This is a genomic window from Acidobacteriota bacterium, assembly GCA_016716715.1.
Lineage (GTDB): Bacteria > Acidobacteriota > Thermoanaerobaculia > UBA5066 > UBA5066 > Fen-183.
In genome coordinates, this window is sequence record JADJVE010000002.1 from 142,424 (window position 1) to 168,365 (window position 25,942).

General features: G+C 73.1%; 20 protein-coding genes. 12 read left to right on the forward strand and 8 right to left on the reverse strand.

Annotation, left to right across the window (positions count from 1 at the left end; all coding sequences use genetic code 11):
• Window positions 1–14 precede the first annotated feature (14 nt).
• From IPL89_03175 to IPL89_03210, 8 genes are all read left to right on the forward strand, one after another.
• Complete coding sequence (locus tag IPL89_03175) at window positions 15–197, forward strand: hypothetical protein (GenBank protein MBK9062183.1); 183 nt, start codon at window positions 15–17, stop codon at window positions 195–197.
• Between the two features lie 122 nt (window positions 198–319).
• Window positions 320–1,174, forward strand: a complete 855-nt coding sequence (locus IPL89_03180) for a KpsF/GutQ family sugar-phosphate isomerase (GenBank protein ID MBK9062184.1) — start codon at window positions 320–322, stop codon at window positions 1,172–1,174.
• 28 nt (window positions 1,175–1,202) lie between these two features.
• Entirely contained in the window at window positions 1,203–1,808 is a 606-nt protein-coding gene (locus tag IPL89_03185; protein ID MBK9062185.1) for an HAD hydrolase family protein, read from the forward strand.
• 29 nt (window positions 1,809–1,837) lie between these two features.
• The gene (gene nrdR / locus IPL89_03190) at window positions 1,838–2,308 is read left to right on the forward strand and encodes a transcriptional repressor NrdR (GenBank protein MBK9062186.1); all 471 of its coding nucleotides are present in this window, start codon (window positions 1,838–1,840) and stop codon (window positions 2,306–2,308) included.
• Window positions 2,305–2,706: an Hsp20/alpha crystallin family protein gene (locus tag IPL89_03195; protein MBK9062187.1), complete on the forward strand. Its 402-nt coding sequence runs from the start codon at window positions 2,305–2,307 to the stop codon at window positions 2,704–2,706. The genes nrdR and IPL89_03195 overlap by 4 nt, the downstream gene beginning before the upstream one ends.
• Window positions 2,706–5,123, forward strand: a complete 2,418-nt coding sequence (gene lon / locus IPL89_03200) for an endopeptidase La (GenBank protein MBK9062188.1) — start codon at window positions 2,706–2,708, stop codon at window positions 5,121–5,123. The genes IPL89_03195 and lon overlap by 1 nt, the downstream gene beginning before the upstream one ends.
• 32 nt (window positions 5,124–5,155) lie before the next feature.
• Window positions 5,156–6,160 carry a thiamine-phosphate kinase gene (gene thiL / locus IPL89_03205; GenBank protein MBK9062189.1) on the forward strand — a complete coding sequence of 335 codons (1,005 nt, stop codon included), beginning with the start codon at window positions 5,156–5,158 and terminating at the stop codon, window positions 6,158–6,160.
• A 28-nt stretch (window positions 6,161–6,188) separates the two neighbouring features.
• Window positions 6,189–6,659: a DUF2062 domain-containing protein gene (locus tag IPL89_03210; GenBank protein ID MBK9062190.1), complete on the forward strand. Its 471-nt coding sequence runs from the start codon at window positions 6,189–6,191 to the stop codon at window positions 6,657–6,659.
• On the opposite strand, the gene IPL89_03215 is transcribed toward IPL89_03210, so the two are convergent.
• The gene (locus IPL89_03215) at window positions 6,656–7,318 is read right to left on the reverse strand and encodes a winged helix-turn-helix domain-containing protein (GenBank protein ID MBK9062191.1); all 663 of its coding nucleotides are present in this window, start codon (window positions 7,316–7,318) and stop codon (window positions 6,656–6,658) included. The two genes, IPL89_03210 and IPL89_03215, sit on opposite strands and share 4 nt — an antisense overlap.
• 76 nt (window positions 7,319–7,394) lie before the next feature.
• Between IPL89_03215 and IPL89_03220 the strand changes: the two genes are divergently transcribed.
• Together IPL89_03220 and IPL89_03225 are read left to right on the forward strand one after the other, a co-directional pair.
• On the forward strand, window positions 7,395–8,669 hold the full coding sequence (locus IPL89_03220) for a hypothetical protein (GenBank protein MBK9062192.1): 1,275 nt from the start codon (window positions 7,395–7,397) through the stop codon (window positions 8,667–8,669).
• Window positions 8,670–8,715: 46 nt separating this feature from the next.
• Window positions 8,716–11,109, forward strand: coding sequence for a protein kinase (locus tag IPL89_03225; GenBank protein ID MBK9062193.1), 2,394 nt, complete (start codon window positions 8,716–8,718; stop codon window positions 11,107–11,109).
• Between the two features lies 1 nt (window position 11,110).
• Here IPL89_03225 and IPL89_03230 read toward each other — a convergent pair whose 3' ends face one another.
• The 4 genes from IPL89_03230 to IPL89_03245 all read right to left on the reverse strand — a co-directional run bounded on the left by IPL89_03230 (window position 11,111) and on the right by IPL89_03245 (window position 18,738).
• On the reverse strand, window positions 11,111–13,189 hold the full coding sequence (locus tag IPL89_03230) for a hypothetical protein (protein ID MBK9062194.1): 2,079 nt from the start codon (window positions 13,187–13,189) through the stop codon (window positions 11,111–11,113).
• Entirely contained in the window at window positions 13,186–13,992 is an 807-nt protein-coding gene (locus tag IPL89_03235) for an ABC transporter permease (protein MBK9062195.1), read from the reverse strand. The genes IPL89_03230 and IPL89_03235 overlap by 4 nt, the downstream gene beginning before the upstream one ends.
• On the reverse strand, window positions 13,989–14,816 hold the full coding sequence (locus IPL89_03240) for an ABC transporter permease (GenBank protein MBK9062196.1): 828 nt from the start codon (window positions 14,814–14,816) through the stop codon (window positions 13,989–13,991). The genes IPL89_03235 and IPL89_03240 overlap by 4 nt, the downstream gene beginning before the upstream one ends.
• Before the next feature lie 130 nt (window positions 14,817–14,946).
• The gene (locus IPL89_03245) at window positions 14,947–18,738 is read right to left on the reverse strand and encodes a sigma 54-interacting transcriptional regulator (protein ID MBK9062197.1); all 3,792 of its coding nucleotides are present in this window, start codon (window positions 18,736–18,738) and stop codon (window positions 14,947–14,949) included.
• 104 nt (window positions 18,739–18,842) lie between these two features.
• On the opposite strand from IPL89_03245, the gene IPL89_03250 reads away from it, so the two are divergent.
• The gene (locus tag IPL89_03250) at window positions 18,843–19,997 is read left to right on the forward strand and encodes a hypothetical protein (GenBank protein MBK9062198.1); all 1,155 of its coding nucleotides are present in this window, start codon (window positions 18,843–18,845) and stop codon (window positions 19,995–19,997) included.
• A gap of 3 nt (window positions 19,998–20,000) precedes the next feature.
• On the opposite strand, the gene aroA is transcribed toward IPL89_03250, so the two are convergent.
• Window positions 20,001–21,290 carry a 3-phosphoshikimate 1-carboxyvinyltransferase gene (gene aroA / locus IPL89_03255; GenBank protein ID MBK9062199.1) on the reverse strand — a complete coding sequence of 430 codons (1,290 nt, stop codon included), beginning with the start codon at window positions 21,288–21,290 and terminating at the stop codon, window positions 20,001–20,003.
• Window positions 21,287–22,096, reverse strand: coding sequence for a hypothetical protein (locus IPL89_03260; protein MBK9062200.1), 810 nt, complete (start codon window positions 22,094–22,096; stop codon window positions 21,287–21,289). Before IPL89_03260 ends, aroA begins: the two co-directional genes overlap by 4 nt.
• A gap of 73 nt (window positions 22,097–22,169) precedes the next feature.
• Here IPL89_03260 and IPL89_03265 point away from each other — a divergent pair, with 73 nt between their 5' ends.
• Window positions 22,170–25,196: a S8 family serine peptidase gene (locus tag IPL89_03265; protein MBK9062201.1), complete on the forward strand. Its 3,027-nt coding sequence runs from the start codon at window positions 22,170–22,172 to the stop codon at window positions 25,194–25,196.
• Here the strand turns inward: IPL89_03265 and IPL89_03270 are convergent.
• Complete coding sequence (locus IPL89_03270) at window positions 25,163–25,939, reverse strand: class I SAM-dependent methyltransferase (GenBank protein MBK9062202.1); 777 nt, start codon at window positions 25,937–25,939, stop codon at window positions 25,163–25,165. The two genes, IPL89_03265 and IPL89_03270, sit on opposite strands and share 34 nt — an antisense overlap.
• Between the last annotated feature and the right edge of the window lie 3 nt (window positions 25,940–25,942).

Below are 25,942 nucleotides of genomic sequence, written 5' to 3' on the forward strand. Positions count from 1 at the left end.
ATGCGGCAGGCGCGGTGACTCACGGCCCGAACGGCCTCGTCCCCGCGAATCGGTTCGGCTGGTGGTTCACGCCGGTGCTCCCTCCGGCCGAGGCCGGCTCGCCTGCATCGCTTCTCTTCATTGACGCCGACCAGCGCCTCATCCGCCTCGACCCCGCCACCGGCAAGCAGACGGTGCTTCTGGGCAAAGGCAAGTAAACTCGCCCTTCGTGACGACCCCCGCCCGCCAGCAGGCCCTCCGCGTCATCGAGATCGAGGCGGCGGCCGTCCGCGCGCTCGCGGACGGCCTCGACGAGGGCTTCGACCGCGCCGTTGCGGCCATGAAGTCCACGGCCGGACGCGTCGTCGTGACGGGCATCGGCAAGAGCGGCATCGTCGGCCAGAAGATCGCCGCGACGCTCGCGTCGACCGGCACCGCCGCCTTCTACCTTCACCCGTCCGAAGCGATCCACGGCGACCTCGGGATGATCCTCGGGGGCGACGTCGTCCTTGCGCTCTCGCACTCCGGCGAAACGGAAGAGGTCGTCGCGCTCATCCCGCACGTGAAACGCCGCGGCGCGACGCTCGTCGCGATGACGGGCCGGAAGGACTCGACCCTCGGCAAGGGCGCGGACGTCGTCGTCTCGATCACGATCCGGGAAGAAGCCTGTCCGCTGAACCTCGCGCCGACCGCCTCCACGACGGCGCAGCTCGTGATGGGCGACGCGCTCGCGATGGCGCTGTCCGTCGAGAAGGGCTTCCAGCCCGAGGACTTCGCCGCGCTCCACCCCGGCGGCAAGCTCGGAAAGCGCTTCCTGAAGGTCGAAGGCCTCATGCACACCGGCCCGGACGTCCCGCTCGTCGCCTCCACGGCGCCCATGAAGGACGTCGTCTACGAGATGTCCCGCAAGCGCTTCGGCATCACGGGCGTCACGGACGGCGGGAAGCTCGTCGGCGCGGTGTCGGACGGCGACCTCCGCCGCCTCCTCGAGAAGGACGGCCCGAAGATCATGAACGACACGGCCGCCGACGCGATGGGCCGGAGTCCGAAGACGATCGCGAAGGACGCCTGGGCCACCGAGGCGCTGCGGATCATGGAGGAACGGAAGATCACGTCCCTCTTCGTCGTCGCGCCGGACGGCCGCCCCGAGGGCATCCTGCACCTCCACGACCTCTGGGGCGTCGAGTCGATTTAGCGCGCCCCGGCGCTTATGATGGCGGGAGATGCCCGCGGCGCCGATCGTTCCCGACGACCTCCGGACCAAGCTCTCGCGCATCCGGGGGCTCATCCTCGACGTCGACGGCGTCCTGACGGACGGCTCGATGACGTTCGACGAGGACGGCCGCGAGACGAAATCGTTCGACGTGAAGGACGGGCTCGGCCTGGTGTTGCTCCGGGACCTCGGTTATCGCATCGGCATCATTTCGTCCCGGACGTCGAAGGTCGTCTCGCGCCGCTGCGCGGACCTGAAGATTCCCGAGGAATTCGTCCTCCAGGGCGAGCGCGACAAGGCGGCCGCGTTCGACCTCCTCGCGAAGCGCTGGGACCTCGAATCGTGGGAGATCGCGGCGGTCGGGGACGACCTGCCCGACCTCGGGATGCTCCGCCGCGCGGGCGTGGGCGCCGCGCCGTCCGACGCGATCCCGCTCGTGCGCGACGCCGCCGCCCTGCGCCTCGCGCGGCCCGGCGGGGCCGGGGCCGTGCGCGAGATGTGCGACCTCCTGATCGAGGTCCGCCGGGGGGCCCGCGGCGACAAGCCGACCGCCGTGGAGCCCGAGAAGGCCGCGGAGGACGGCGACGTCATCCCGTTCCCTTTCGGGCGGAACTGACGCCCCGGTCCTGCTAGGCTCGGGGCCACATGCGCTGTCCGTACTGCGGGGAGGGCGACGACCGCGTCGTCGATTCGCGCGAAAGCCGCGAGGGCGCCGTCATCCGGCGCCGGCGCGAGTGCAACGCCTGCCAGAGGCGCTTCACGTCCTACGAGACGGTCGAGGAGATCCCTCTCCTCGTCGTGAAGAAGGACGGGCGGCGCGAGCCCTACGACCGCAACAAGCTCCTGCGCGGCCTCATGAAGGCCTGCGAGAAACGGCCCGTCGAGACGACCACCCTCGAGGGAATCTGCGACGCGATGGAAGGCGAGCTCTCGGCCCGCGAGCCGCGCGAGATGTCGACCGTCGAGATGGGCACGCGCATCATGGAAAAGCTCAAGGACCTCGACAAGGTCGCCTACGTCCGGTTCGCGTCGGTCTACCTGCGCTTCGAGGACCTCGGCGACTTCGTGGACGAGCTCAAGGCGCTCCTCGGACGCGCCCCGGGAGGGAAGAAATGAAGAAGCGCGAGATTCCCGTCGGCTTCTTCGTCCGCACCTCCCACGAGCCGCCCGAGCGGCCCGCCCTCGTCCCGCCGGTCGACGTCGTGGATCACGGCCCGCTCTGGCGCCTCACGTTCGAAATTCCCGGCACGAACCCCGAGGAGATCTCGGTGGACATCCGCGGGCGGGTCCTCACGCTCCGCGGGACGCGCAAGGCGACGGACCGCGAGTCCGGCGTCTTCCTGCGCGTCGAGCGCGCCGCGGGCGCGTTCGAGCGCGTGCTCGAGCTGCCCGAAGACCCCGATCCCGAAGGCTCCCGCGCCACGTACGCCGACGGCCTCCTCATGCTCGACATTCCGAAACGCTCGGGCGGCAAGGGCCGGTCGATTCCCATCGTGAAAGGCAAGAAGAGCTGATGAGCTCCGTGGACCCCGGCGCGAGCGCACAGGTCGCGATTCCCGACATCCTTCCCGTCCTGCCGCTGAAGGACGTCGTCCTCTTTCCGTACGTCATCGTGCCGCTCTCCGTGTCGCGCGAGAAGTCGATCGCCGCGGTCGACGCCGCCCTCGCGGAGCAGCGCGTCCTCCTCCTCGTCGCGCAGCGGGACGCCTCCGTCGAGGAGCCCACGGCGGCCGACCTCTACACGATCGGGACGGCGGCAGCCGTCATGCGGATGCTCAAGCTTCCGGACGGGCGCATCCGCCTCCTCGTGCAGGGCCTGTCGCGCGTCAAGATCGAGTCGATCCTTGCGGACTCCCCGTCGCTCCGGGCGAAGGTCACGCGCATCCCCGAGCCCGACGCCCAGACGCCTCCGCCCGAGGAGGTCGAGGCGCTCGTCCGCAGCGCGAAGGAGTCCCTCGAGAAGACGGTCGCCCTCGGCAAGTCCATCTCGCCCGAGGTGATGGTCGTCGCCGCGGGGCTCGACGAGCCCGCGCGCCTCGCGGACCTCGCGGCTTCGAACCTCGAGCTCAAGATCGAGGAGGCCCAGAAGATCCTCGAGACGATCCCGGCCGTCGAGCGGCTGAAGACCGTCCTCGAGATCCTCCGGCGCGAGGTGCGCGTCCTGACGGTCCAGCAGGAGATCTCGGGCGCCGCCAAGGGCGAGATCGACAAGAGCCAGCGCGAGTACTTCCTGCGCCAGCAGCTCAAAACGATCCAGCAGGAGCTGGGCGAGACCGAGGACCTCTCCGAGGAGATCGCGGCGTACCGCGCGAAAATCGCCGAGAAGAAGATCCCCGAGGAGGCCGCTCAGGAGATCGAAAAGCAGGTCAAGCGCCTCGAGCGCGGCAACCCCGACTCGGCCGAGAACGCGATGCTCCGGACGTATCTCGACTGGCTCGTGAACCTTCCGTGGGCGGTCGTCTCCACCGACAGCCTCGACCTCGCCCGCGCCAGGAAGATTCTCGACGAGGACCACTACGACCTCGAGAAGGTCAAGCAGCGCATCCTCGAATTCCTCGCGGTGAGGAAGCTCTCTCCCGACTCGAAAGGGCCGATCCTGTGCTTCGTCGGCCCGCCCGGCGTCGGCAAGACGTCGCTCGGCCGCTCGATCGCGCGCGCGCTCGACCGCAAGTTCCTGCGCCTGTCGCTCGGCGGCGTGCGCGACGAGGCCGAGATCCGCGGGCACCGGCGCACGTACGTCGGGGCGATGCCGGGCCGCATCATCCAGGGCCTCGCGCAGGCCGGGACGTCGAACCCCGTCTACATCCTCGACGAGGTCGACAAGATCGGCGCGGACTTCCGCGGCGACCCGTCCTCGGCCCTGCTCGAGGTCCTCGACCCCGAGCAGAACCGCACGTTCCGGGACCACTACCTCGGCGTGAACTACGACCTCTCGAAGGTCCTCTTCATCACGACCGCCAACGTCCTCGACACGATCCAGCCGGCCTTCCTCGACCGCATGGAGGTCATCCGCCTCTCGGGCTACACGACCGAGGAGAAGCTCGCGATCGCCAAGGCGCACACGGTGCCGAAGCAGCGCAAGGAGAACGGCCTGCCCGAAGGCGCCGTGACGTTCAAGGACGACGCGCTCCGCGCGATCATCGAGAACTACACGCGCGAGGCCGGGCTCCGCAGCTTCGAGCGCGAGATTGGCTCGTGCTGCCGCAAGGTGGCCGTGCGCTGGGCTTCGGGCAAGAAGAAGCCCGTCGTCGTGACGCCGCGCGAAGTGAAGGCGTTCCTCGGCATCCAGCGGTTCACGCGCGACGAGGCCCTCCGCACCGACCAGGTCGGGACGGCCACGGGCCTCGCCTGGACAGCCGTGGGCGGCGACGTCCTCATCGTGGAGGCCCGGGCCGTGCGCGGCAAAGGCAAGCTCCAGCTCACGGGCCAGCTCGGCGACGTCATGAAGGAGTCCGCGCAGGCCGCCCTCACGTTCGCGCGTTCGCGCGCGGACCGCTACGGCCTCGCGCCGGACTACTTCGAAACGCACGACGTCCACATTCACGTCCCCGAGGGCGCGATCCCGAAGGACGGCCCGTCGGCGGGCGTCACGATGGCGACCGCGATGATCTCGGCCTTCGGCGGCACGCGCGTCCGGCGCGACGTCGCGATGACGGGCGAGATCACGCTGCGCGGCGACGTGCTCCCGATCGGCGGCGTCAAGGAGAAGGTCCTCGCGGCCCGCCGCGCGGGCATCGGCACGGTCATCCTCCCGAAGGCGAACAGGCGCGACCTCGCCGAGATCCCGAAGGAGCTCCGGCGCGATCTGAAGTTCGTCTTCGCCGCGAAGGTGGATGACGTCCTCGGGGCCGCGTTTACCGGCCCGGGGTCGCCTCCCGGGAAGAACTCTCAGAAGAAGGCCGCCTCGAAGAGGCCCGGGAAGCGCGCGTGAAGAAGCGCTCCGGCCTCCCGCCCGAGGACGCGATCGTCGCCCGCCTCGCGAGCGCGTTCGCGACGCGGCGGCGGGACGTGAAGGTCGGAATCGGCGACGACGCCGCCGTCGTCGTGAGCCCGGACCGGCTCGCCGTCACGACGGACGTCCTCCTGGAGGATCACGACTTCCGCAAGGACGCCGATCCGCGCAGGCTCGGGCGCAAAGCGATGAACGTGAACCTCTCCGACCTCGCGGCGATGGGCGCCCGGCCGCTCTGGGCCGTCCTCGCGCTCGGGCTGCCGAAGAAGACCACGCCCGAGTGGCTCGACGCGCTCGCGGCCGGCGTGAAAGAAGCGGCCTCCGAGCACGGCGTCGCCGTCGTGGGCGGCGACCTCAGCGCCTCGGACAAGGTCTTCGTCGCCGTCACGGCGATGGGCCACGCTCCCGAAGCCCCGCTCACGCGCTCGGGCGCCGAGCCCGGCGACGCGCTCTTCGTCTCCGGGACGCTCGGCGCCGCCGCCGCGGGCCTCAGGCTCCTCGAGAAGGGCTATCGGCTCTCGGCCGAACGCGTCGCGCTGGACCCGAAGGGCCGGCGCGTTTCCGCGCCGCGCGCCCAGGAAGTCGCCCGTCTCATCCGCCACCAGATCGACCCGCGGCCCCAGCTCGTGCTCGGCTCGACGCTCGCGGCAGGCTCCCTCGCCTCTGCCGCGATCGACGTCTCGGACGGGCTCGCGCGCGACCTCTACCGCCTCTGCCGCGCCTCCGACGTCGGGGCGACGATCGAGGCGGACCGGCTCCCCGTCGACTCGGCTCTCGCCGATCTCGGGCCCCTCGCGGGTCTCGACCCGCTCGCGGCCGCGCTTTACGGCGGCGAGGATTTCGGCCTCCTCTTCACCGTCCCGAAGAAGAAGCTCGCCGCGGTCGATCGCCTCGCGGGGAGCTTCGCGCTGCGGCGCATCGGGACGATCGACGACGGCGCGGGCGTCAGGCTCGTGCGAGACGGGCGGCGGGCGCCACTGCCCGACGCCGGGTTCGACCACTTTGACGCCGGCTAAGGGGTCGTTCAAGGCCCGCTTTCTCCACATGCTCGGGAGGGACTCGCCCCCCGAGGTCGTCGCGGCCTCGTTCGCGATCGGCGTCGCGATTTCCTTCACGCCGCTCATCGGGCTCCATTGGGTGATCGCGCTCCTGCTCGCTTTCGCCCTGAAGCTCAACAAGGTCGACGTTCTCCTCGGGACGCTCGTCGTGAACCCGATCACGCTGCCCGCTGTCGGCGCGATCGCGCTGCCGATCGGGCGATTCCTGCTTCAGGCGCGGCGCGAGGCCATCGCCCACCTGCCATGGCACGAGATGTTCCGGCGCTCGTTCTGGACGGCCGCGGGTCCGACGATGCGCGCGGTCGGCGCGCAGATCGCGGTCGGGATGTTCGCGCTCTCGGTCGTCGCGGGCGCGCTCACGTACGTCGTCCTCCTCCGGCTCATCAAGCGGCACCGCGCGAACCTCGCGGCGAAGGCCGCACCGGACGTCGCAGGCGAAGGCGTCGAGCCGGACTAGGGGGCAGGGGCCGGAGCGTCCCGCAGCGTGGCCGTCTCCCCCGCGGGCGCCGCCACCCGGACGGTGAAGAGCACCGAGCCCACGAGGATCGCGTCGCCGTGCTTCAGGCCCCGCGACGCGTCGGGCGCCCGGCCGCCGACCGTCGTCCCGTTCTTGCTCCCGAGGTCCTCGAGGAACGCCTCGTCCCCCTTGACGGTGACGCGCGCGTGGCGGCGCGAAACCGTGTTGTCGTCGACGAAGACGGCGGCCTGGGGGTCGCGGCCGATCACGTTCTCTCCCGGAGCGAGCGGGATCGCCTGCCCGTCCCGCACGAGGGAAAACGCGCTCGCGACCGCGGGCCGCGTTCCGGATTCGGTCGCTCCCTCCCCCGAGAACGCGTAGCCGAAGCCGTGGACCGTGCGCAGGAAGCCGTCGCGGTGCCCCTTCTCCCCCATCCCCTCCCGCAGCTCGGCGACGAGGTTCGCGAGGTTCGCCTCCACGACGAACGTGTCCGGCCACAGGGTCTCCTGCAGCTCCGATTTCGCCATCGCCCGCGGCCGGTTCCTCACGAGGATCTCGAGGAGCGCGAATGCCTTGGGCGACAGTGGGACGGGCACTCCCCCGTGGAAGAGCTGGCGGCTCTCCGGGTCGAAGAGGCAATCGCCGAACCTGAGGCCCATTTGGATCTCTTGGGAGAATATCAATTTCCTGAGAATGACCTGTGAAATCCCCGGGCGCGCGCCCCATGTTGTTCCCATGAGTCGTGCGACCCGGCGAGTCTGTTTCGCGGCGGCGCTGGCGCTCCTCCTCGCCGGAGCATTCCGTGGGGCCGGCCAGGAGTCCACGATCCTGGCGGGCGAGGCGTTTACGCGGACGGCCATCGGGATGACCTTCGACGTGCCCGCCCGCGACCGCACCACGGTCGACGAGGTCTTCGCGGGTCTCGGCTGGATCCCGTCCGGCCCCGACGGCAAGACCCTCAACCCCGAGGCGGCGTTTCTCCTCTGGCGGCAGCGCGACGGCGGCGCGCGGCGGCTGAGGGCGGTCCTCCTCGGGATCTACGACGACGTCCGCTGGAACCGCCGGTTCGCGAGGAACACGGACCTCGTCCTGACGTTCGAGAACACGACGTTTCCGTGGGCGCGGTCCGAGTACGCGAGCGGCGAGCGGCTCGAGAGCGAGGAGTTGAATTGGGGCTCGGTCCGGGCAGGCGTCGGACTCGCCTTCCGGCGCGCGCTCTCTCCGGGTCACGCCGACAATTTCTTCGAAGCCTCCCTCGCCTACGAGCCGGGCTTCGTCTACTTTTCGAAGGGTTCCTCGGCGGCGCCCTCGTTCACGCCCCCGGCGGACGCCTACGAGGGTCGCTTCCACGCGCGCGTCAGGACCGACGCTCTCACGCGCAACCTCCTCGAGCTTCCCCACCTCGGCTGGGCCGCCGGTCTCGACGCCTGGGCCGCCCACCGCGGCGGCTGGCAGGACTGGGGCGGGGGCCCGACGGGGGCGCACGCGGCCGCGCATACCCGTTCGTGGACCGCCCTCGCCGGGTTCGCCCTCGCCGCGCTCCCGCTGCCCCTCGGGGACCGGAGACATCGGATCTTCGCGTCCGTGTACGCCGGGACGGGATCGAACCTCGACCGGTTCTCGGCGTTCCGGCTCTCGGGCGGCTCGAACGCCGGGGACTACGAGACGATCACGCGGCCCGTCCTCCCGACGGCCGGCCTCGACGAGATCGTCTCGCGCGGCTACGTGATTGCGAACCTCGAGGCCCGGATGCAGCTCGCCTTCTTTCTCTTCCTGCACCTCAAGGGCACGCTCGCCTCCGTGGACCGGACCGTTCGCGACGCGTCGGGGGCGATCTTGCAGCGCACCGACAACCCGAACGCCGTCACGATCGGGCTCACGAGCGGGTTCTTCTGGTCGTCGGAGATCGAGCTCTCGTGGTCGCGCAACGCGGCACTCGAGAGCCGGGACGGCGACGGCTTCACGCCGGGCCGAGACGGCGTCTACTTCTCATTTACCAAGACCTTCTGACAAATTGTGCGTTCCGGGGGCACGCGCCTAGAATCGTCCCGGTCACGTGACGCTCCACGCAGGCGACCGCCTCGGTGCGTACGAGATCCTCGCGCCGCTCGGCTCGGGGGGAATGGGCGAAGTCTGGCGCGCGCGGGACACCCGCCTGGGGCGCGACGTCGCGATCAAGGTCCTGCCGGACTCGCTGGCGTCCGACCCCGTCGCCCGCATGCGGTTCGACCGCGAGGCCCGCGCCGTCGCGGCCCTCTCGCACCCGAACATCCTCGACATCCACGACGTCGGCTCCGAGGGCGGGGTCGCATGGGCCGTCACGGAGCTTCTCGAGGGCCAGACGCTCAAGGCGCGGCTGGACGAGGGCGCCCTGCCCTGGAGGCGGGCCGTGGAGGTCGGGCTCGCGCTCGCGGAGGGCCTCGAGGCGGCCCATGCCCGAGGGGTCGTCCACCGCGACGTCAAGCCCTCGAACGTGTTCCTCACGTCCGACGGGCGCGTGAAGATCCTCGACTTCGGCATCGCGACGCTCGACGATTCGATGAGCCTCTCGCAAGGCGCGCGCGACGTCACGGAGCCGCAGGCGATCGTCGGCACGGCGGGGTACCTCTCGCCCGAGCAGATCCGGCGCGAGGCCGCCGACGCGCGCAGCGACATCTTCGCTCTCGGCTGCGTCCTCTACGAAATGGTCACCGGGCGCCGCACGTTCCCGGGCGACACGCCGCCCGAGGCCCTCGTCGCGACGCTGCGCGGCGAGCCGCGCGATCCGGCGGATCTCGTGACGGGCCTCCCACCCGAGCTGCGCCGCCTGATCCTCCGGTGCCTCGAGAAGAGGCCGGACCGACGGTTCCAGACGGCGGCCGACCTCGCGTTCGCCCTGAAGATTCCCTTCACGGGCTCGGGCGGCGGGCACGAATTCGTCTCGGCGACGGACGAAACCGAAGTCATCGCCCCGGCGCCGCTGGCCCGCCCGAAGCTGCGGGCCGCCCCGGTCGCCGCAAGCGGAGCCGTGCTCGCCGCGGTCCTCGCCGCCGCCGCGTGGCTCCTGTTCTTCCGCGGCTCGACGCCCGCGGCCGACATTCTCGCCGTCCTCCCCTTCACGAACGAGACCGGCGACCCCGCGCACGAGTACCTCTCCGAGGGCGTGACCGACTCCCTGATCGATGCGCTCTCGAAGACGCCCGGTCTCTCCGTGCTGGCGCGGTCGACTGTGTACGCGGCGCCGGACAAGGGCGACCCACGCAAGGCCGGCCGCTTCCTCCATGCGCGCGCGATTCTCGTGGGCCGCGTGAATCGACAGGGTGCCGATCTGCACGTCGACGCCGAGCTCGTCGACGTGGTGAGCGGGGCGCGCCTCTGGCACGGGGACGTGACGGACCGCGCGGGCGATCCGCTCCCGGCGGCCGCGGACCTCGCCCCGGGTATCGCCCGCACTCTCAGGCCCGCGCTGACGGCCGAAGAGGAGAAGCGCGTCGCCGGCCGGCGCCACGATCCGGAGGCGTGGGACCGCGTCCAGCGCGGACGGTTCTTCCTCAAGAAGCGCACGGAAGAGGGGATCTTCAAGGCGCTCGGCTACTTCCAGGACGCCACGGTTCGCGATCCGCGCGAGGCCGACGCGTGGTGCGGCCTGGCAGAGGTGCAGCACCTTCTTGCGTACTACAGCTTCGCGGCGCCCGCCGAGCTCGTCCCGAACGAGCGGGAGTTCGCGGCGAAAGCCATCGCCCTCGACCCGACGCTCTCGGGCCCGCACGCGATCCTCGCGGACATCCGGTACCTCACCGACCACGACTGGCCCGGCGCCGAGGAGGAGTTCCGGAAGGCGCTCGCCCTGAACCCCAGCGACGCCGAGGCGCACCAGTGGTACTCGAATTTCCTCTCGGCGGCGGGCCGCCCCGACGAGGCGCTCGCCGAGATCTCGCGCGCGCAGGCGCTCGACCCCCTCAATGCCGTGATCCAGACGGACGCCGGGCTCGCGCGCTACTTTGGCGGAAACGTGGAGGGCGGCGAGGAGGAGATCCGCCGCGCGATCGACCTGGACCGGGCCCACCCGTTCCCGCGGCTCTGGGTCTCCCTCCCGCTCCTCGCGCAGAAGCGTTACGACGACGCGCTCGCCCAGCTTCGCAAGGCGCGGGAGCTCGAGCCGTCCATGCCGGAGGCGATCGCGTTCTCGGGCTACGCGAGCGCTCTCGCCGGGCGGCCCGCGGACGCCGAGGCCGCCCGGCGAGACCTCGATGCCCTCGCAAAGACCCGCTACGTGGGCGGGTTCCCGTTCGCGATCCTGACGCTCGGGCAGAAGAAGCGTTTCGAGTCGCTCGAGTGGCTCGAGAAGTCCTGCGCCGACGGCGACGGCCGCCTCGCGTACCTCGGGGTCGAGCGGGGGTTCGACCCGCTCCGGGACGAGCCGCGCTTTGCCGCGGTCGTCAGGCACCTCGGAATCCCGAAGCGGCGCTGACTCAGCCGAAGTTCACGAGCGCCCTCGCGAGGCGCGGGCCCGGCCTTGGAACGGCCGCGCGGATCTCGGGCAGAAGCATCCGCGCCCGCACGCGTGCCGACGGCTCGCGGAGGGCGTATTCGAGAAGGTCCGCCGACGACGCCTCGTCGGCGGGGTTCGAGCGCACGGCGCGCGCGCGCTCGGCCCCGGCCGCCAGCGTGCGGCCCGAGGCTTCGTAGCGCTCCGCGAGGAAGCGGCGCGCGTCGGCATTCGCGGGATCGGCCACGAGCGCCCAGCGCGCCTCGTCCCACGCCTCGGACTCGCGGCCCAGCTTCACGAGGACGCGGGCGTGCGCGAGGCGGACGGACGCGGCACCGTCTCCATTGTCGACGGCATCGTCCCAGGCGTCCTCGGCTTCGACGAGCTTCCCGCGCGCCTCGAGAAATGCCGCGCGGTGGTATGCGATCGGGTAGGACTCCGGGAGGAGGCGCGCCCCCTCGTCGAACTCCCGGCCCGCATCCTCGAGGCGGCCGGCCGCCTCGTAGACCTTTGCGAGGCCCCAGTGGCCGTTCTCGTACGTGGAGAAGATCTGGATCGAACGCCGGTAGCAGCCGATCGCCTCGTCCCACTTCTTCTCGTCCCAGCGCTGCTTGCCGAGGAGCGCCCAGGCGTCGTAGTAGCGCGGGAAGATCTCGATCGCGCGCGTGAGGTGGCGGATCGTCGTCTCGCGGTCGCCCTTCAGCTGCGCGTCCCACGCGACGTTGTAATGGGCCTTCGCCGAGTTCGGGTACTTCGCGACCATGTCGAGGTAGAGCGTCCGGTCGTCCGCCCACGCGAGGTTCCGGACCGCCGCCGCGACGCCGTACGCGAGGACCGCCGCGACGAGGAGCGCCTCGCGCCACGGGAAGCGCGAGGGCCGAGGCACCTCGAGCGCGATGCCGCCGAGAAGGCCCATGGCGAGCGCCGCAAGGCCGGCGGACGGGAGGTACGCGAGACGTTCGGCCCAGATCGTCCCGATCACGAACGGGACGTTCGAGACCGGGAACAGCGAGCCGGCGAAGAGCGCGATCCCGAGCGCGGCGAGCGGCCGGCGACGCCAGAACGCGATCGCGAGGACGACGAGCACGAGGACGAACGCGGGGCCCGCCCAGGCGCGCCACTCGCGGAAACCCGCGGCGAGCGTCAACGCGTACGCCGAGTGATCCGCCGACAGGCGCAGCGGGACGAACGTCTTCAGGGCGTAGAGACCCGCCAGGGAAAGAGCGTTCGCGGCCCGGAGCGCGGGCTTCATCGCGACGAGCGGGTTCTCGAGGTCGAAGATCCCGGCCTCGCGGGAGACGAGAAAGCCGTGGATCACGATCACGCGCACCGCGAAGAGAACGACGATGGGCCCGAGGAACCCGAAGAGCGCCCAGCGCGCAAAACGCGGGAGCGCCGCCCACGCCTCCCGCGGCGAGCGCCCCCGGCCGCCGCGGAAGAGCTCGCCGAGGAGGACGACGCCCGGCGCGACGATCGCGTTCTCCTTGACGAAGACCGAAAGCAGGAAGACGCCGAGCGCTCCGGCGTACGTCCCGGCCCGGAGCCGCCCCCCTCCCGTCGCGCGCAGCCACAGGCGCGCGACGGCGAAGACGGCCAGCGCCGCGAGGAGCTCGGCCCGGCCCACGAGGGACGTCACGGCCTCGACGTGGATCGTGAAGACGGCGAACAGCGCCCCGGCGGCGAGCGCGGCCCGCGCCGCGAAACCCAGCTCGACGAGCCACGCCGCGAAGAAGACCGTCACCGCCGCGTGGAGCGCGATGTTCACGGCGCGAAAGAGCCACGCGCGGTTGCCGTGGATCCAGCGCTGGACGCCGTACGTCAACAGGAGAATCGGCCGGTAGTTCTGCGCCGACGCGAGGGAGCCCCCGAAGTACTGCGTCGTGAAGACCTCGTCGACCTTCGACGGCGAGGCAATTCGTTCGTTGCCCGAAATGATGAGCTTGTCGTCGTACGTGAAGTCGGCGGGCAGGCCGTTCACGAACGGGAGGATCGCGAGGAGCGCCAGCCCGAGGGCGGCGGACCGGCCGAGGCGGGGCGCGGGGGCGTCGCTCACCGCGCTCACGAGGGGCGGCGCGCCGGATCGAGGCGGTCCACGAGGGCGTCGCCGAGGACGTTCGTCCCGAGGACCACGACGAGAATCGCGGCCGCGGGGGCGAGGACGACGTGCGGGGCGTCCAGGACGTGCGTACGCCCTCCCGCGAGCATCGCGCCCCAGGACGGCGCGGGCGGCGGGACGCCGAGGCCGAGGAACGAGAGCGCGGACTCCGCGAGGACGGCCGCCGCGAGGTGGAGCGTCGCCTGAACGAGGAGAGGCGACGCGACGTTCGGGAGGACGTGGACCGCGAGGAGGCGCGCGCGCGACGCGCCTGCGGCCCGCGCGGCCGCGACGAAGTCCCGCGTGGACAGGCGCCGAGCCTCCGTGCGCGCGAGGCGGGCGTACGGGACCCACCCGACGGCCGCGAGCGCGACGACCGTGTTCTTCGCGGATGGCCCGAGCACCGCCGCGAGCGCGACGGCAAGGAGGAGGCCGGGGAACGCGAGGACGAGGTCCACCAGGCGCCCGAGCGCCGCGTCCCACGCGCCGCCTTGCTCGCCCGCGAGGAGCCCGAGCGTGGAGCCGAACGCGGCCGAGGCGAGGACGGCGGCGCCCGCGACGCCGAGCGACACCGTCGCGCCGCGCAGGAGGCGCGAGAAAAGGTCCCGCCCGAGCTCGTCGGTCCCGAGCGGCGGGGCGGACGACGGCGGGACGAGCCGCCGCGTCAGGTCGATCCGTGTGGCCGGCGCGGACGGCAGGAGCGGCGCCAGCAGAGCCGCCAGGATCGCGAGCCCGAGGACGGCGGCCGCGACCTTCGCGGACGGCCTCACGCGCCCTCCCCCGCCGCGCGGGCACGGGCGCGCGGATCGAGGGCCGCGGCGAGAGCGTCCACGCTTGCGTTCACGAGGATGAACGTCACGGCGATGAACAGGACGCAGCCCTGCACGAGCGGGTAGTCGCGCCGCTGGATGGATTGGACGAGGAGACGTCCGACTCCGGGCCACGAGAAGATCGTCTCCGTCACGACGGCGCCAGTCAGGAGCGAGCCGAACTGCAGGCCCGCGACGACGAGAACCGGCGGGAGCGCGTTGCGCCCCGCGTGGCGGAGGATCGCGCGCAGCGGGCGCTCGCCGCGCGCGATGGCGGCCGCGACGTACGGCCGGTCCATCTCTTCGGCGAGGCACGCCCGCACCATCCGCGACAAGAGCGCCGCCAGCGCGAACGCAAGCGTGGCCGCGGGAAGGAGGAGGGCGCCGCGCCCGTCGCGCCCCGACACCGGGAGGAGGCCGAGGCCGATCGAGAAGACGAGGACGAGGAGCGGCCCCGAGACGTAGTTCGGGGTCGAAACGCCGAGGAGCGACACCGCGCGCAGGAAACCGTCCAGGGGCTTGCCGCGCGCGAGGGCCGACGCGACGCCCGTCGGAACCGCGACGAGAATCGCCCCGAGGAACGCGGCGAGGGCGAGCTCGGCCGTCGCCGGCACGGCCGCGAGAATCTCCCGCGTGACTTTCCTCTTGGTCAGAATCGAGGACCCGAGGTCCCCGCGCACGGCGCCGGAGAGCCAGGCGACGTACTGGCCGAGGAGCGGCCGGTCGAGGCCGAGGTCCTTCCGGAGGCCCGCGACGTCCGCGGGCGCCGCGCCCTCGCCGAGCATCGCGGCGGCCGGGTCGCCCGGGATCAGGTGGATCAGGAAGAAGACGACCGTCGCCGCGCCGAGGAGGAGCAGCGGGACCTCGAGCAGTCGGCGGAGCGGCGGCACGCGCGGAGTCTAGCGTCCGCGCGCGTCAGCGGATCCCGAGCTTCTTCATCTCGTAGAGCAGCGACTGCCGGGAGATGCCGAGGAGGTTCGCGGCCTCGGCGCGCCGGCCCGCGGTCGTCTCGAGCGTCGACGTGATCGCCTCGCGGCGCGCGTCGTCCAACCGCTCCTTCCAGCGCCGGGCCGCCGGGCGCGACGCGGCCCCCTCGCGGATCGCCCGCGGGAGGTGCTCGAGGCCGACGACGCGCGCCGGGGCCGCGAGCGCGAGCGCCGACTCGAGGGCGGCGAGCAGCTCGCGCGCGTTGCCGGGCCAGCGCCAGCGGTCCAGCGCCGCCGCCGCGTCCGGCGCAAGCGCCGCCCGGCCGTCGAGCGCGCGGGCGATGAGGCGCGCGCGGTCCCGTGGGCGTTCGCGCAGCGGTTTCAGGACGACCTCGTGTCCGGCGATCCGGTAGAAGAGGTCTCCGCGAAACTCGCCGCGGTCGACCAGCGCCGGCAGCTCGCGGTGTGTCGCCGCGACGACCCGGAGGTCCACGCGCCTGACGGCCGTCTCGCCCAGCCGCCGCACCTCGCTCTCCTGCAGGACGCGCAGCAGCTTGCCCTGCAGCGGCAGCGGCAGGTCGCCGATCTCGTCGAGGAAGAGCGTCCCCCCCGACGCCTCCTCCACGAGGCCCCGCCGTTCGCGGTCGGCGCCCGAGAAGGCGCCCCGCGCGTGCCCGAAGAGCTCCGACTCGGCGAGGGTCGCCGGGAGAGCGGCGAGGTTCACGGCGACGAACGGTCCGCGGCGCCGGGACAGCCGGTGCGCTTCCTTCGCGACGATCTCCTTGCCCGTCCCGCTCTCGCCGCGGACGAGGAGTGCGAGCGCCGACGGTGCGATCCGCGCGACCTCGTCGAAGACGGCGCGGGTGGACGCGTCCTCCGCGACGAAGTCGGGCCTCGGCGCGCTCGCGCGTGGAACGGTCCGCACGTCCGGCCCGCGCGCCTCGAGGAACGACGCAAAGCGCTCCTCCGCGCGGGCGAGGCCCGCCTGCGCCGCGGCGCGCCGTCCCAGCCGCGCGAGCGCGGCGCCGCCCGGCCCGGCGAACGCCGCCGGGAAGCGGCCCGCCCACTCGAGGAGCCGCCGGACGGCGGCGCCGGCATCGCGGGAGGCGGCGAGGGACTCCAGGACGGCGAGACTCCTGTCGGGCGGGGGAGAGCCGGCGGCGAGCGCGTCCTCCGCCGCGTGGAGATCCCGTTCGCGGGCGTCGATCTCGCGCGGCTCGTGCGGGCGCCCGAGGTCGCGGCACGCGGACGCGAGGAGGCGCCGGCGGCGCCCTTCCGTGCGGGAGCTGTTGTCCGGGATCGTGGCCGCATCCGCGAGGAGCTGCGCGGCACCCTCCGCGTCGGCCGTGCCCAGGCGGCGCTCCGCCTCGAAGACGAGGATCTCGCGCCACACGGGGTGGGGGCCGTCCGCCCCCTCCGCGAGCGCCTGCGCTTCGAGAAACGCCGCCGCGGCCGCGGCGTCGTCTCCCTCGAGGAGGGCGAGCTCCTGGGCGGCGGGAATCGCGAAGAGGATCTGGTGCGTGCGTCCGGCCGCGCGCTCGTGGGCGAGGACCCGCTCGAGCACGGGCCGCGCCGCGGCCGCATCCCCCGACCTCAGGAAGAGATCGACCCGGTTTCCGAGGGCCGAGAGGTAGCGGGTCTCGTCCCCCCCCGCGGCGTAGAGCTCCAGCGCGTCGTCCAGTTCGCGGGCCGCCACGTCCAGCCTTCCGCCGTCCAGCGCGGCGTACGCGACGTCGTAGGCGGCGTCCGCCCGCGCGCGGGCGTTCCCGGCCAGCTCGCCCGCCCGCCGGAACAGCGCGATCGCCTCGCCCGTGCGGCCGAGGTCGTTCGCGAGATAGCCCGCCGTCCGTGCCGCACGCGCCGCGAGTTCGCGATCCGCGATTCCGCCGAGGAGCCGCTCGGCCGCCGCGAGTCCGGCCGCCGCATCCTCGTAGCGGTGTGCGCGCTCGTCGAGCTCGGCCCGGAGGAGCAGCGCCTCGACGCGTGGCCCGACCTCCGCCGCCGGGTCGAGCAGGCGGTCGAGAAGCCGCCGGGCCTCCGCGTGGCGGCGCAGCTCGACGAGGAGCGCCGCCCTCGCGAGATCCTCGTCGTCGCCGCCGCCCGGGCAGAGCCCGAGCGCGCGTTCGGGCCTGCCAAGCCGCGCGAGGGCGCGTGCGGCCGCGATCCGCTCCGCTGCCGGAGCCTCCGCCGCACCGAGATCGGGCGCGGCTCGCGGCGCACGCGCGAAGAGCGCCGCGGCGAGCGAGCCGCCCTCGGCGTCGAGAAGGCTCCGCGCGGCCCCGAGGTCCCGCGGCTCGCCGCGAGCGAGCGCGGCCGGCACGAATCGCGCGGGCGGCAGAGCGAGAGTCTCGAGGCGCGCCACCGCGTCGCGGCGCGCGGACTGCGGCACGCGGGCCGCGAGGCGCGCGCGATCGTCCTCGTCGCGGAAGCGGAACGCGCCATCGCCGACGCGGATGAGGCGCCCGCTCCGCGCCGCGTCCGCGAGCGCCTCGGCAGCCCGGTCGGGAACCGCGCCGGCCGCGGCCGCCGCCTCCGACGCATCGAATCCGTCCGCGAGGAGGGCGGCCGCCTCCACGATCGGATCCGGACGCCGCCCCGGCCGGCGCCGTTCGGACCTCACGGCGCCCGCGCGCGGATCGAACCGCGCGACGAGGGCTCGCGCCGCCTCGAGGAATCGAGCCGGGTCCGCCGCCGCACCCGCCTCGCGCCACGCGTCGAGCGCCGCCGAGAGCGACACGAACGGCAGGTAGGCGAGAGAAGCCGCGTCACCCTCGGCGATGCGGAACGCAAGCAGCCCGCGCTCCTCCCACGGGCGCAGCGCGCCCGCACAGGCCTCGAAAACGCGGAAGCCCATGGCCGGCAGCGCCTCGTGGAGGGCGCGCCGCGAGCGGGTGTCCCAGCGTTCCGCGTCGAGCGCGACGACGACGACCGGCGGCCCGTCGTCGCGCCGCGGCGCCTTCGCCCCGTCCGCAAGCGCCCGGATCTCCCCCGCGCGAGGATCGCCGTCGAGCGCCCGCGCAAGGTGGCGGAGAGCGGCGCCGTCCTCGAGCGGAGAGCCCGGAGAGCACTCGACGAAGGACGGTGTCTCGTCGCTTCGGGCCGCGCCGCGCGCAATCCACGCGGCGGCCGCGCCGACGGCGGCAGCCGGGCCGTCCCCGCCTGGAAGCTCCACGAACGGACACGGGAACGCGAAGCCCGCGAGGTCTCGCGAAGGTACGACCCCGCCCCGGCGGGCGAACTCGGCCGCGAGCGCTTCGGGCCGCCCGTCTCCGTCGAGCGCCCGGAGAGCCGTCACGGCGTCCGCGGCCGCGTCCTCGGGAACCCCGCGCTCGAGGCTCTCGACGAGCGCCGCCCGCAGCGAGGCGGCGTCCGCGCCCGCGGCCGGACGGCCCGCGAGGCGAACGGCCGCCGCCGCAAGGGCGAGCGCCGGAGGCGCGGCGCGCCAGGCGGGGACGGGCGGCGCACCAGGCGCGGGGCGCTCCGGCTCGCCCGGCCACGCGCCCAGAGCGGCGAGGTCCTCCGTTGCAATGCCGAGGCCGTGAAACCTCAGGAAGCCGAGGAGCGCCGCAAGCCGCGCGAGATAGGCGCGGCGCTCGGCCGCGGCGAGGCGGCCCAGCCGCGCCGGCTCGGGAGCGGCGAGCGTGAGGCGGAGCCCTCCGTCCCCGGGACGCGCCCGCACGATCTCCGGCAGGAGCGGGTGCGAAAGGCGCACGAGCGTCGCGCCGCCCGCCGCGAGGTCGCGGCGGGGAACGATCCAACGTCTCCCTCGCGTCGAAGGCACGTCGCGTCCTCCCCGTGGACGGGCGGATCAGGGCTGTCGCGCCCCGGACGATTTCGAATTCCGGGCCCCGCGTCAAGTGGCCCGCCTATCATCGGGAAACCCGCATGCCTGCGCCCGCCACCCCGCGCCGCGTCCTCCTCCTCGGGGCCGTCTGGCTGGCCTTCGTATGGGCGGTCGCCCTCGTCGCGGTGCGCTCGACGCCATGGTTGACCGGGCCCGCGGGCTCGGCGGCGGCGCTCGCCAGACGCGGGACGCCTCTGGCCCGCTGGGACTCGGGCTGGTACGTCGCGATCGCCGAATCCGGGTACGAGGCTCCGCCGACGCGCGTCGGCCAGCAGACGAACCACGCGTTCTTCCCTCTCTACCCCGCCCTCATGCGAGGCGTCTCGCGCGCGACCGGGCTGGACGCCCCGCGCGCGGGAGCCCTCGTCGCGGCCGTCGCGCTCCTCGGGGCGCTCGTCCTCTTCGCGGCTTGGACACGGAGGCGGTTCGGAGAGGAGCGCGTCTGGCCCGCGCTCGTGGCGTTCCTCGCGCTCCCGACGTCCTTCTTCTTCGCATCCGTCTACTCGGAGTCCCTCCTCGTATTCCTCGCCCTCGCCGCCGTCCTCGCCGTCGAGACCGATCACGACGCCGCGGCTGCGGCTGCGGGGCTGCTCACGGGCCTGACGCGGATCTCCGGCCTCGTCCTCGCACCGGCGCTCTTCCTCGTCTCATGGCGAAGGAGCCGCGAACGCGGGCGGCCCGTCCCTCAGGCGCTCCTTCGGGCGGGGCTCGTCGGCGCGTCGCCGCTCGCCGGCTTCGGGCTCTTCTGCCTCTACTTCCAGGAGCGCTTCGGCGACGCGCTGCTCTTCGTGAAGGCACAGCACAACTGGTCGAGCGAGGCGAAGACCGTCTTCGACGGGCCGCGCCTCATCCTTCAGGAGATCGGACGCGACCTCGCGACGGGCCACATCCTCGTCAAGAGCCCGGTTCGCACGATGGAGGGCGTCTTTTTGCTCCTCTTCCTCTTTCTCGCGTGGCGGCTCGCGGCGCGGCGGCTCTGGCCCGAGGCGCTCTACGTCTTCCTGACCGTCGCGATCGTCTTCACGTCCGGGACGCTCGAGAGCGGCGGGCGTTACGTGCTGCCCGCGTTCCCCGCGTTCGCGGTCCTCGGCGGCCTCGCCGCGCGCCCCGCGCTCTTCCGTGTGTTCGTGGCGCTGTCTCTCGTCGCCCAGGCGGGCTACATCTGGCTCTTCGTCCACTGGCTGTGGGTCGGCTGAGCGTCAGGCGCCGACGAGCGGATTCCAGGCGTCCCAGAAGAGAGGCCAGGATTTGCCCACGCACCCGGGGGCGTCGAGCGTCGAGCCCGCGGGCAGCGCGAGAGCGAGAACGGCCGCCGACATCGCGACGCGGTGATCCCCGTGCGCGGCGAACGCGGCCGCGCGCGGCACGCCGCTGCGGCCGGCGATCGAGAGGACCGGCGCCCCGTCGGCATCTCGGCCGACACGCGCTGAGGTTCCCGCGTGCGAGAGAAGCTCGACGGTCGCCGCGAGGCGGTCGGACTCCTTCTCGCGCAGGCGCGCGACGCCGGTCAGCGTCGACGTCCCGTCCGCGAAGGCGAGGGTCGCGGCGAGCGGAAGCGCCGCGTCGGGCGCGAGATCGACGTCCACGTCCATCGGCTTCAGGTCGCGCGCGCCCCCCGGGGGCCCGGTTGCGACCAGCGACTCCTCGCCGTCCGCGCCCGTCTCCCACGCGAGGACGCCCCCGGCCCTCACGGCCCAGGCGCGGAACTCGGCGTCGGGCTGCTCGGAGTCGCGGGCGAGGCCGCGCACCGTCACGCGTCCGCCCGACACGAGCGCGCCCGCGATCGGGAAGCACGCCGCCGAGTCGTCGCCGGCGACGCGGTAGCGCGACGCGCGGTACCCGTCGCCCGGCCCGGCGCCGAAGCCTTCGAGGACGCGGCGCGTCAGCCCGAGGTACGCACCCGACACGACCGGGCCCGTCACGTCGAGCGTGACACCGCCCGGGACGAGGGGCGAGACGAGCTGCAGCGCCGAGAGGAACTGCGACGACACGTCGCCACGGATCGCCACGCGCCCGCCGCGCAGCGTGCCGCCGCGGATCGCAACCGGCAGAAACCCCTCTCGCGCGAGGCATCGAATCTCGCCGCCCAGGGTTCGGATTGCTTCGAATAGTGGGGACATCGGCCGCTCCCGCATGCGAGGGCTGCCGTCGAGAACGAAACGGCCCGGCACCGCGGCGAGAAGCGCGGAGAGAAAGCGGGCCGGCGTCCCCGCATCTCCGATATCGATGTGGACCTCACCGGCCGAGTGACCGCTGCGACCGATCGGCCCGATAACCCGCCAACCAACACCTTCTAAGAAAATCTCCGCTCCCAGGAGCCGGAGGGCTGCCGCAAGCGCCCGGGTGTCCGAACTCTCGAGTGGATTCAGCAGAACGCTCTCCCCCTCCGCGCAGGCCGCCGCCAGGAGAGCGCGGTTCGTGACGCTCTTGCTGCCGGGGACGCGGAGCGCGCCCGAGAGACGGCCGCGGAGAAGAGGGGCGGCGCTCAACGCGGCGCGGAGGCGGGGTCCGCCTCCAGAGCCCCGAAGCCGCGGCGCCGCGCGCGCTCGGCGGTCGGTTCCTCGACGATCGACAGACGCCCGTCCGGCGCGATCTCGGCGTGCTTGCGCTCTTCGAGCCACGCGGGCAGGACGTGCGTGACGCCGTCGGCCGCGGCAAACGTGCGCCCGACGTGGAAGTGCCCGACGAGGAGCGCGCCGTAGCCCTGCGCGCGCGCCTGCCGGCCCTCGGCGCGCAGCGCCTCCTCCGGGAGCTTTTTCTTGTGCCGGAAGTTCGAGCGGTAGAGCCGCGCCTCGGTCCTCGCCACGATCCCGCGCGCGAGCCCGCCCGGGATCACCTCGAGCGCGGCGCGCGCAACGGGGTTCTTCGAAATCGTGCGCCAGAAACGGTACGGGAGATCGGCCGTGTTCACGCGATCGCCGTGCACGAACGCATACGTCGCGTTCCCGACGGCGAGCCCGTCCGTCAGCCCGTACGCCGCGAACGGGGAGGCGTACGGCGTCCCGGCGACGAAAAAGTCGCGGTTTCCCTCGACGTAGCGCAGCTGAAGTCCCCGCGCGGCGACCGCGGCGAAGCCGTCGAGAGTGCTCCTCAGGAGAGGCGTCTCGAGCTTCGGGTGGCCGATGAAGTAGTGAAAAATGTCGCCGAGCAGCACCGCCGCCGAGAAACCGCGCTGCCGGACGGACTCGAGGGAGGCCAGCAGGTCGTCGGCATCTCCTTCCACCTGACCGAGATGCGAGTCGGCGAACACGGCGGCGCCGCCTGGGGCCGGCGTCGGTTCCGGGAAGCGCGTCACGGTGAGATCTTAACGGCTGCAGCCACTACAGGCACACGAGTTGCTCTTAGCGGTCTGCGGTGCTCGTTCTTCCATGAACTCCCCCTCGCTTCTCAGCCTCGCGGTGGCCGCCGCGTTGACCCTCGCGTCGACCGCCGCGCGGGCCGCGGACGTGTCGCCCGACGTCAGGCGCGCACTCGCGGGCGGGGCTCGCATCCCGGTTCTCGTCACGCTTCGCCCGGCCCCCGGTCGGCGGCCCGCGGCGCAACAGGAGTTCGTGTCGGACGGTCTCGAGATCCGCCGCCGGCTCGGGAGCGCTCCCGTCGTGGCCGGCGAGGCGACCGCGGCGGGCGTCGCCGCGCTCGCGGCGCGGCCCGACGTGCTTTTCGTCGGCCTCGACCGCGTCGTGCGCCCCGCGGGACAGGTGAGCACCGCGCAGATCGGCGCCGACCGCCTGCTCGCGATCGGCGTCACCGGCCTCGGCCGGAGCGTCGCGGTCGTCGACAGCGGGATCGACCTCACGCATCCGGATCTGCGCGGACCCGGTGGCGCCGCATGGCCCGGCGCGAACCTCGTGGACGGCGACGGCGACCTCTCGGACTGCAGCGGACACGGCACCGAGGTCGCGGGCGTCCTCGCGGGTCCGCAGGGCCTTGCGCCCGAAGCGGGCCTCGTCGTCCTCAAGGTCTTCAGCGCGCGCGACGGCTGCAAGTCCGCGCGCGCCTCGGACGTCCTCGCGGCCGTCGAGTGGGCCGTTGCACACGCGCCCGGCACGGACCTCGACGCGATCAACCTCAGCCTCGCCGACGATGCGCCGCACGCGGGCTTCTGCGACGCCGAGGATCCCGCCGGCGCCGCCGTCTTCGCCGCCGCGCGGGCGGCGGGCCTCTCGGTCGCCGCCGCCGCCGGCAACGAGGGCCGCACGACCGGGCTCCCGTGGCCCGCCTGTCTCTCGGGTGTCGCGTCCGTCGGAATGGTCTATTCGCAATCGAGCGGCCCCGTCCAGTGGGGCGGTGCGGCTGGCTGCACGGACGCGACGACGGGTCCCGACGTCATCCCGTGCGCGAGCAACACCGGCAGCGCCCTGTCCGTCCTCGCGCCCGGCGTCGGGTGGACGACGACTGCCCAGGGCGGGGGCCAGACGTCCGCGTTCTCCGGCACGTCGGCCGCGGCCCCCGCGGCGGCGGGCGCCCTCCTCCTCGCCCGACAGGCCCGTCCGCTCGCCGACCCGGCGGCCGCCATCGAGCTCCTCCGCGCCACCGGCGTGCCCGTCCGCGATTCGCGCACCGGCCGGACGGCGCCGCGCCTCGACCTCGGGGCCGCGCTCGCCGCTTCGACGCCGGTCGCCGGAGGTTGCGAGGGGACGCCGATCCCGGACGGCGCGCCCGAAGGTCTGACGTGCGCGGCCGTCGTCTCGTCCTTCGTCGGAAACGTGTCCACGCTCTTTCTCGCGCTCGAGATCGACCACCCGGACCCGACCCAGCTGGTCGTCACGCTCGTCGGGCCGGACGGAACGCAGGCCGTGATCCTCGCCCACGGGCGCCGCCCGGGAGAGGCCGTGCGCGAGATCTACGGCCTGACGGCCGCTTCGTTCGAACCGCTGTCCTCCTTCGCCGGCCGGACGCTCGAGGGAACGTGGCGGCTCACCGTCGCGGACACCGTGTCGGGCGGCGCGGGCAGGCTCGTGAGATGGGCGCTCTTCGTCGAACCGTCGATCCCCGAGCCCGAGCCCGATTTCCCCGGCGCGACGTCGTTCGTCGCGACGTCCGCCCACCGGATCGGAAAGCTCGGGGCCTTCTACACGACCGACGTCCGGCTCTTCAACACGGATCCCTTCCGGACGCTGGACGTCCGCCTGCGGTTCTCCCCTGCCGGCGGCGGCGCCCCGCGCACGCTCACCGTGACGCTTCCGCCGCTCGCGACGCGCGCCCTCGAGGACGCCGTGCACGACACGTTCCGGATGGAGGGCTACGGGCCGCTCTTCCTGAGCGCTCCTCCAGGCGTCGTCGCCGCATCCCGCACGTCCACGACCGCGCCGCGCGGCGGCTCGTTCGGACTCTCGATCCCCGCCGAAGCCACGGCCACGGCGGCCGGGGCGGGCGCGACTCTCGTTCTCGTTCCCTGCTTCAAGGGCGCCGGTTTCCGCATAAACGTCGGGGTGACGGAGGTCTCCGGCCAGCCGGCCGCGGTCGAATTCGCCGTGCGCGACTCCTCCGGCACGCTGCGCGCCCTGATCCCGCGCGCGGTGCCGGCGGCGGGACTCGTGCAGGTCAACGACGTCTACGCGCTGACGCACCTCGCGCCGGACGCCGCCGACCGGATCGAGGTGCGCGTCACCGCCGGCCCGGGCCGCGTCGCCGCATGGGCGACGCCCGTCGACGACTCCACGAACGACGGTTCTTTCGTCTCCGCGCACCCCGCGTCCTCGAGTCTCCTCATTCCGGCGGTGGCCCGCGCCTCCGGGCAGTTCGGAGCGCGCTTCGTGACCGACCTCAAGGTCTCGAACGCCGGGCCCGATCCCGTGACCGTCCGGATCGCGTTCTCCCCTCTGTCCGGGCCCGGGCCCGCACCCGCATTCGTCGCGCTCCGCACGAGCCAGACACGCGTTTTCGACGACGTCCTCGCCACTCTCTTCGGCGCCGTGGCGGACACGGCGGGCGCGCTGCGCGTCTCCGCGCTCGAGGGCGGCTCCCTGTACGCGTCCTCGCGCACGTCGACGACGACGGACGCGGGCCGCTCCTACGGCCTCGCAATCGACGCGGCGGCCGGGGGCGCGCTCGCGGGGCCCGGCCGTCAGCTCGCGCTCACGTTCCTGTCGTCCTCCGCGGTCCGCCGGACGAACGTCGGGTTCGTCGAGACGGCCGGCCTGGCGACCCGCGTGACCGCGACGCTCCTCGCCCCGGACGGAACCCGGGTCGCGACGCGGGACCTTGCGCTCGACGCGCTCGGCGCCGTGCAGTGGAACGACGTCTTCGCCGAGATGGGGGCCGCGCCGCTCGCCGACGCGTCGCTCGTCGTGGACGTCGACTCGGGCGGAAGCGTTGCCGCGTACGCGATCCTCGTCGACAACCGGACGAACGACGCGAGCTACTTCCCGGCTTCGCTCGTGCCCACGCCCTGACCGGGTTTCTCCGCGAGGATCAGCGCCGTCACGCCGAACGGCAGGCGCGCCTTCGCAAGGATGCGGGCCTCCATCGAGAGAAGAAAAGAGAAGATTTCTTCGAATGGTTTAGGAGCGAGGCCGAAATCGCTGCGGACTTCCTCGCGAGGACGGCCGCGCGCCTTCGCTCCAGTCACCTTTCTAAGAAATCCGATGGGACCTGCCAGAAAGAAATTGGCGTAGCTCGTGCGGACCACCGCGAGCCCAGCGCCTTTCAGCAGCCTCTCGAGGCCTCCCGTCGTGTAGCGCCGGAGGGCGCCGACCGCGACGTCGTGCGCGCCTGCGAGGGCGTCGAACGCCGGCGCCGACAGCGCGAGCGTCCCGCCCGGCGCGAGGACGCGCGCGATCTCCCGAGCGGCGCGGGCGTCGTCCGGCACCATGTAGAGGACGTCGCGGGAAAGCGCCGCCTGGAAGCTCGCGGTCCGGAACGGAAGGGCTTCGACCGACGCGCAGACGAGTGGAGCGGCCCCGCGGCGCAGCGCGAAGCCGAGGGCGCGCAGCGAGAGGTCGACCCCCACCGCAGGGCCGCCGGCCGCGAGATCCACGAGGTTGCGGCCTGTTCCGCAGCCGGCGTCGAGGGCGCGCGCGCCCGCGGCGCGCGTGAAGATTCCGGGCGCGAACGTCCGCGTGACCGCGCGCATTCCCCGGTACCACCAGTAGGCGTCCTCGCGGCGGAACATGATCTCGTATTCGCGGTCGTTCATCGG

What these genes read in the sequence shown, in the direction of transcription:
- IPL89_03220 (MBK9062192.1), top strand. Translation starts at nt 7,395, where the DNA reads ATGAGTCGTGCGACCCGGCGAGTCTGTTTCGCGGCGGCGCTGGCGCTC.
- IPL89_03195 (MBK9062187.1), top strand. Translation starts at nt 2,305, where the DNA reads ATGAAGAAGCGCGAGATTCCCGTCGGCTTCTTCGTCCGCACCTCCCAC.
- IPL89_03180 (MBK9062184.1), top strand. Translation starts at nt 320, where the DNA reads ATGAAGTCCACGGCCGGACGCGTCGTCGTGACGGGCATCGGCAAGAGC.
- IPL89_03265 (MBK9062201.1), top strand. Translation starts at nt 22,170, where the DNA reads ATGAACTCCCCCTCGCTTCTCAGCCTCGCGGTGGCCGCCGCGTTGACC.
- lon (MBK9062188.1), top strand. Translation starts at nt 2,706, where the DNA reads ATGAGCTCCGTGGACCCCGGCGCGAGCGCACAGGTCGCGATTCCCGAC.
- IPL89_03240 (MBK9062196.1), bottom strand. Translation starts at nt 14,816, where the DNA reads ATGCTCGGCGAGGGCGCGGCGCCCGCGGACGTCGCGGGCCTCCGGAAG.
- IPL89_03185 (MBK9062185.1), top strand. Translation starts at nt 1,203, where the DNA reads ATGCCCGCGGCGCCGATCGTTCCCGACGACCTCCGGACCAAGCTCTCG.
- nrdR (MBK9062186.1), top strand. Translation starts at nt 1,838, where the DNA reads ATGCGCTGTCCGTACTGCGGGGAGGGCGACGACCGCGTCGTCGATTCG.
- IPL89_03270 (MBK9062202.1), bottom strand. Translation starts at nt 25,939, where the DNA reads ATGAACGACCGCGAATACGAGATCATGTTCCGCCGCGAGGACGCCTAC.
- IPL89_03210 (MBK9062190.1), top strand. Translation starts at nt 6,189, where the DNA reads ATGCTCGGGAGGGACTCGCCCCCCGAGGTCGTCGCGGCCTCGTTCGCG.
- IPL89_03215 (MBK9062191.1), bottom strand. Translation starts at nt 7,318, where the DNA reads ATGGGCCTCAGGTTCGGCGATTGCCTCTTCGACCCGGAGAGCCGCCAG.
- IPL89_03250 (MBK9062198.1), top strand. Translation starts at nt 18,843, where the DNA reads ATGCCTGCGCCCGCCACCCCGCGCCGCGTCCTCCTCCTCGGGGCCGTC.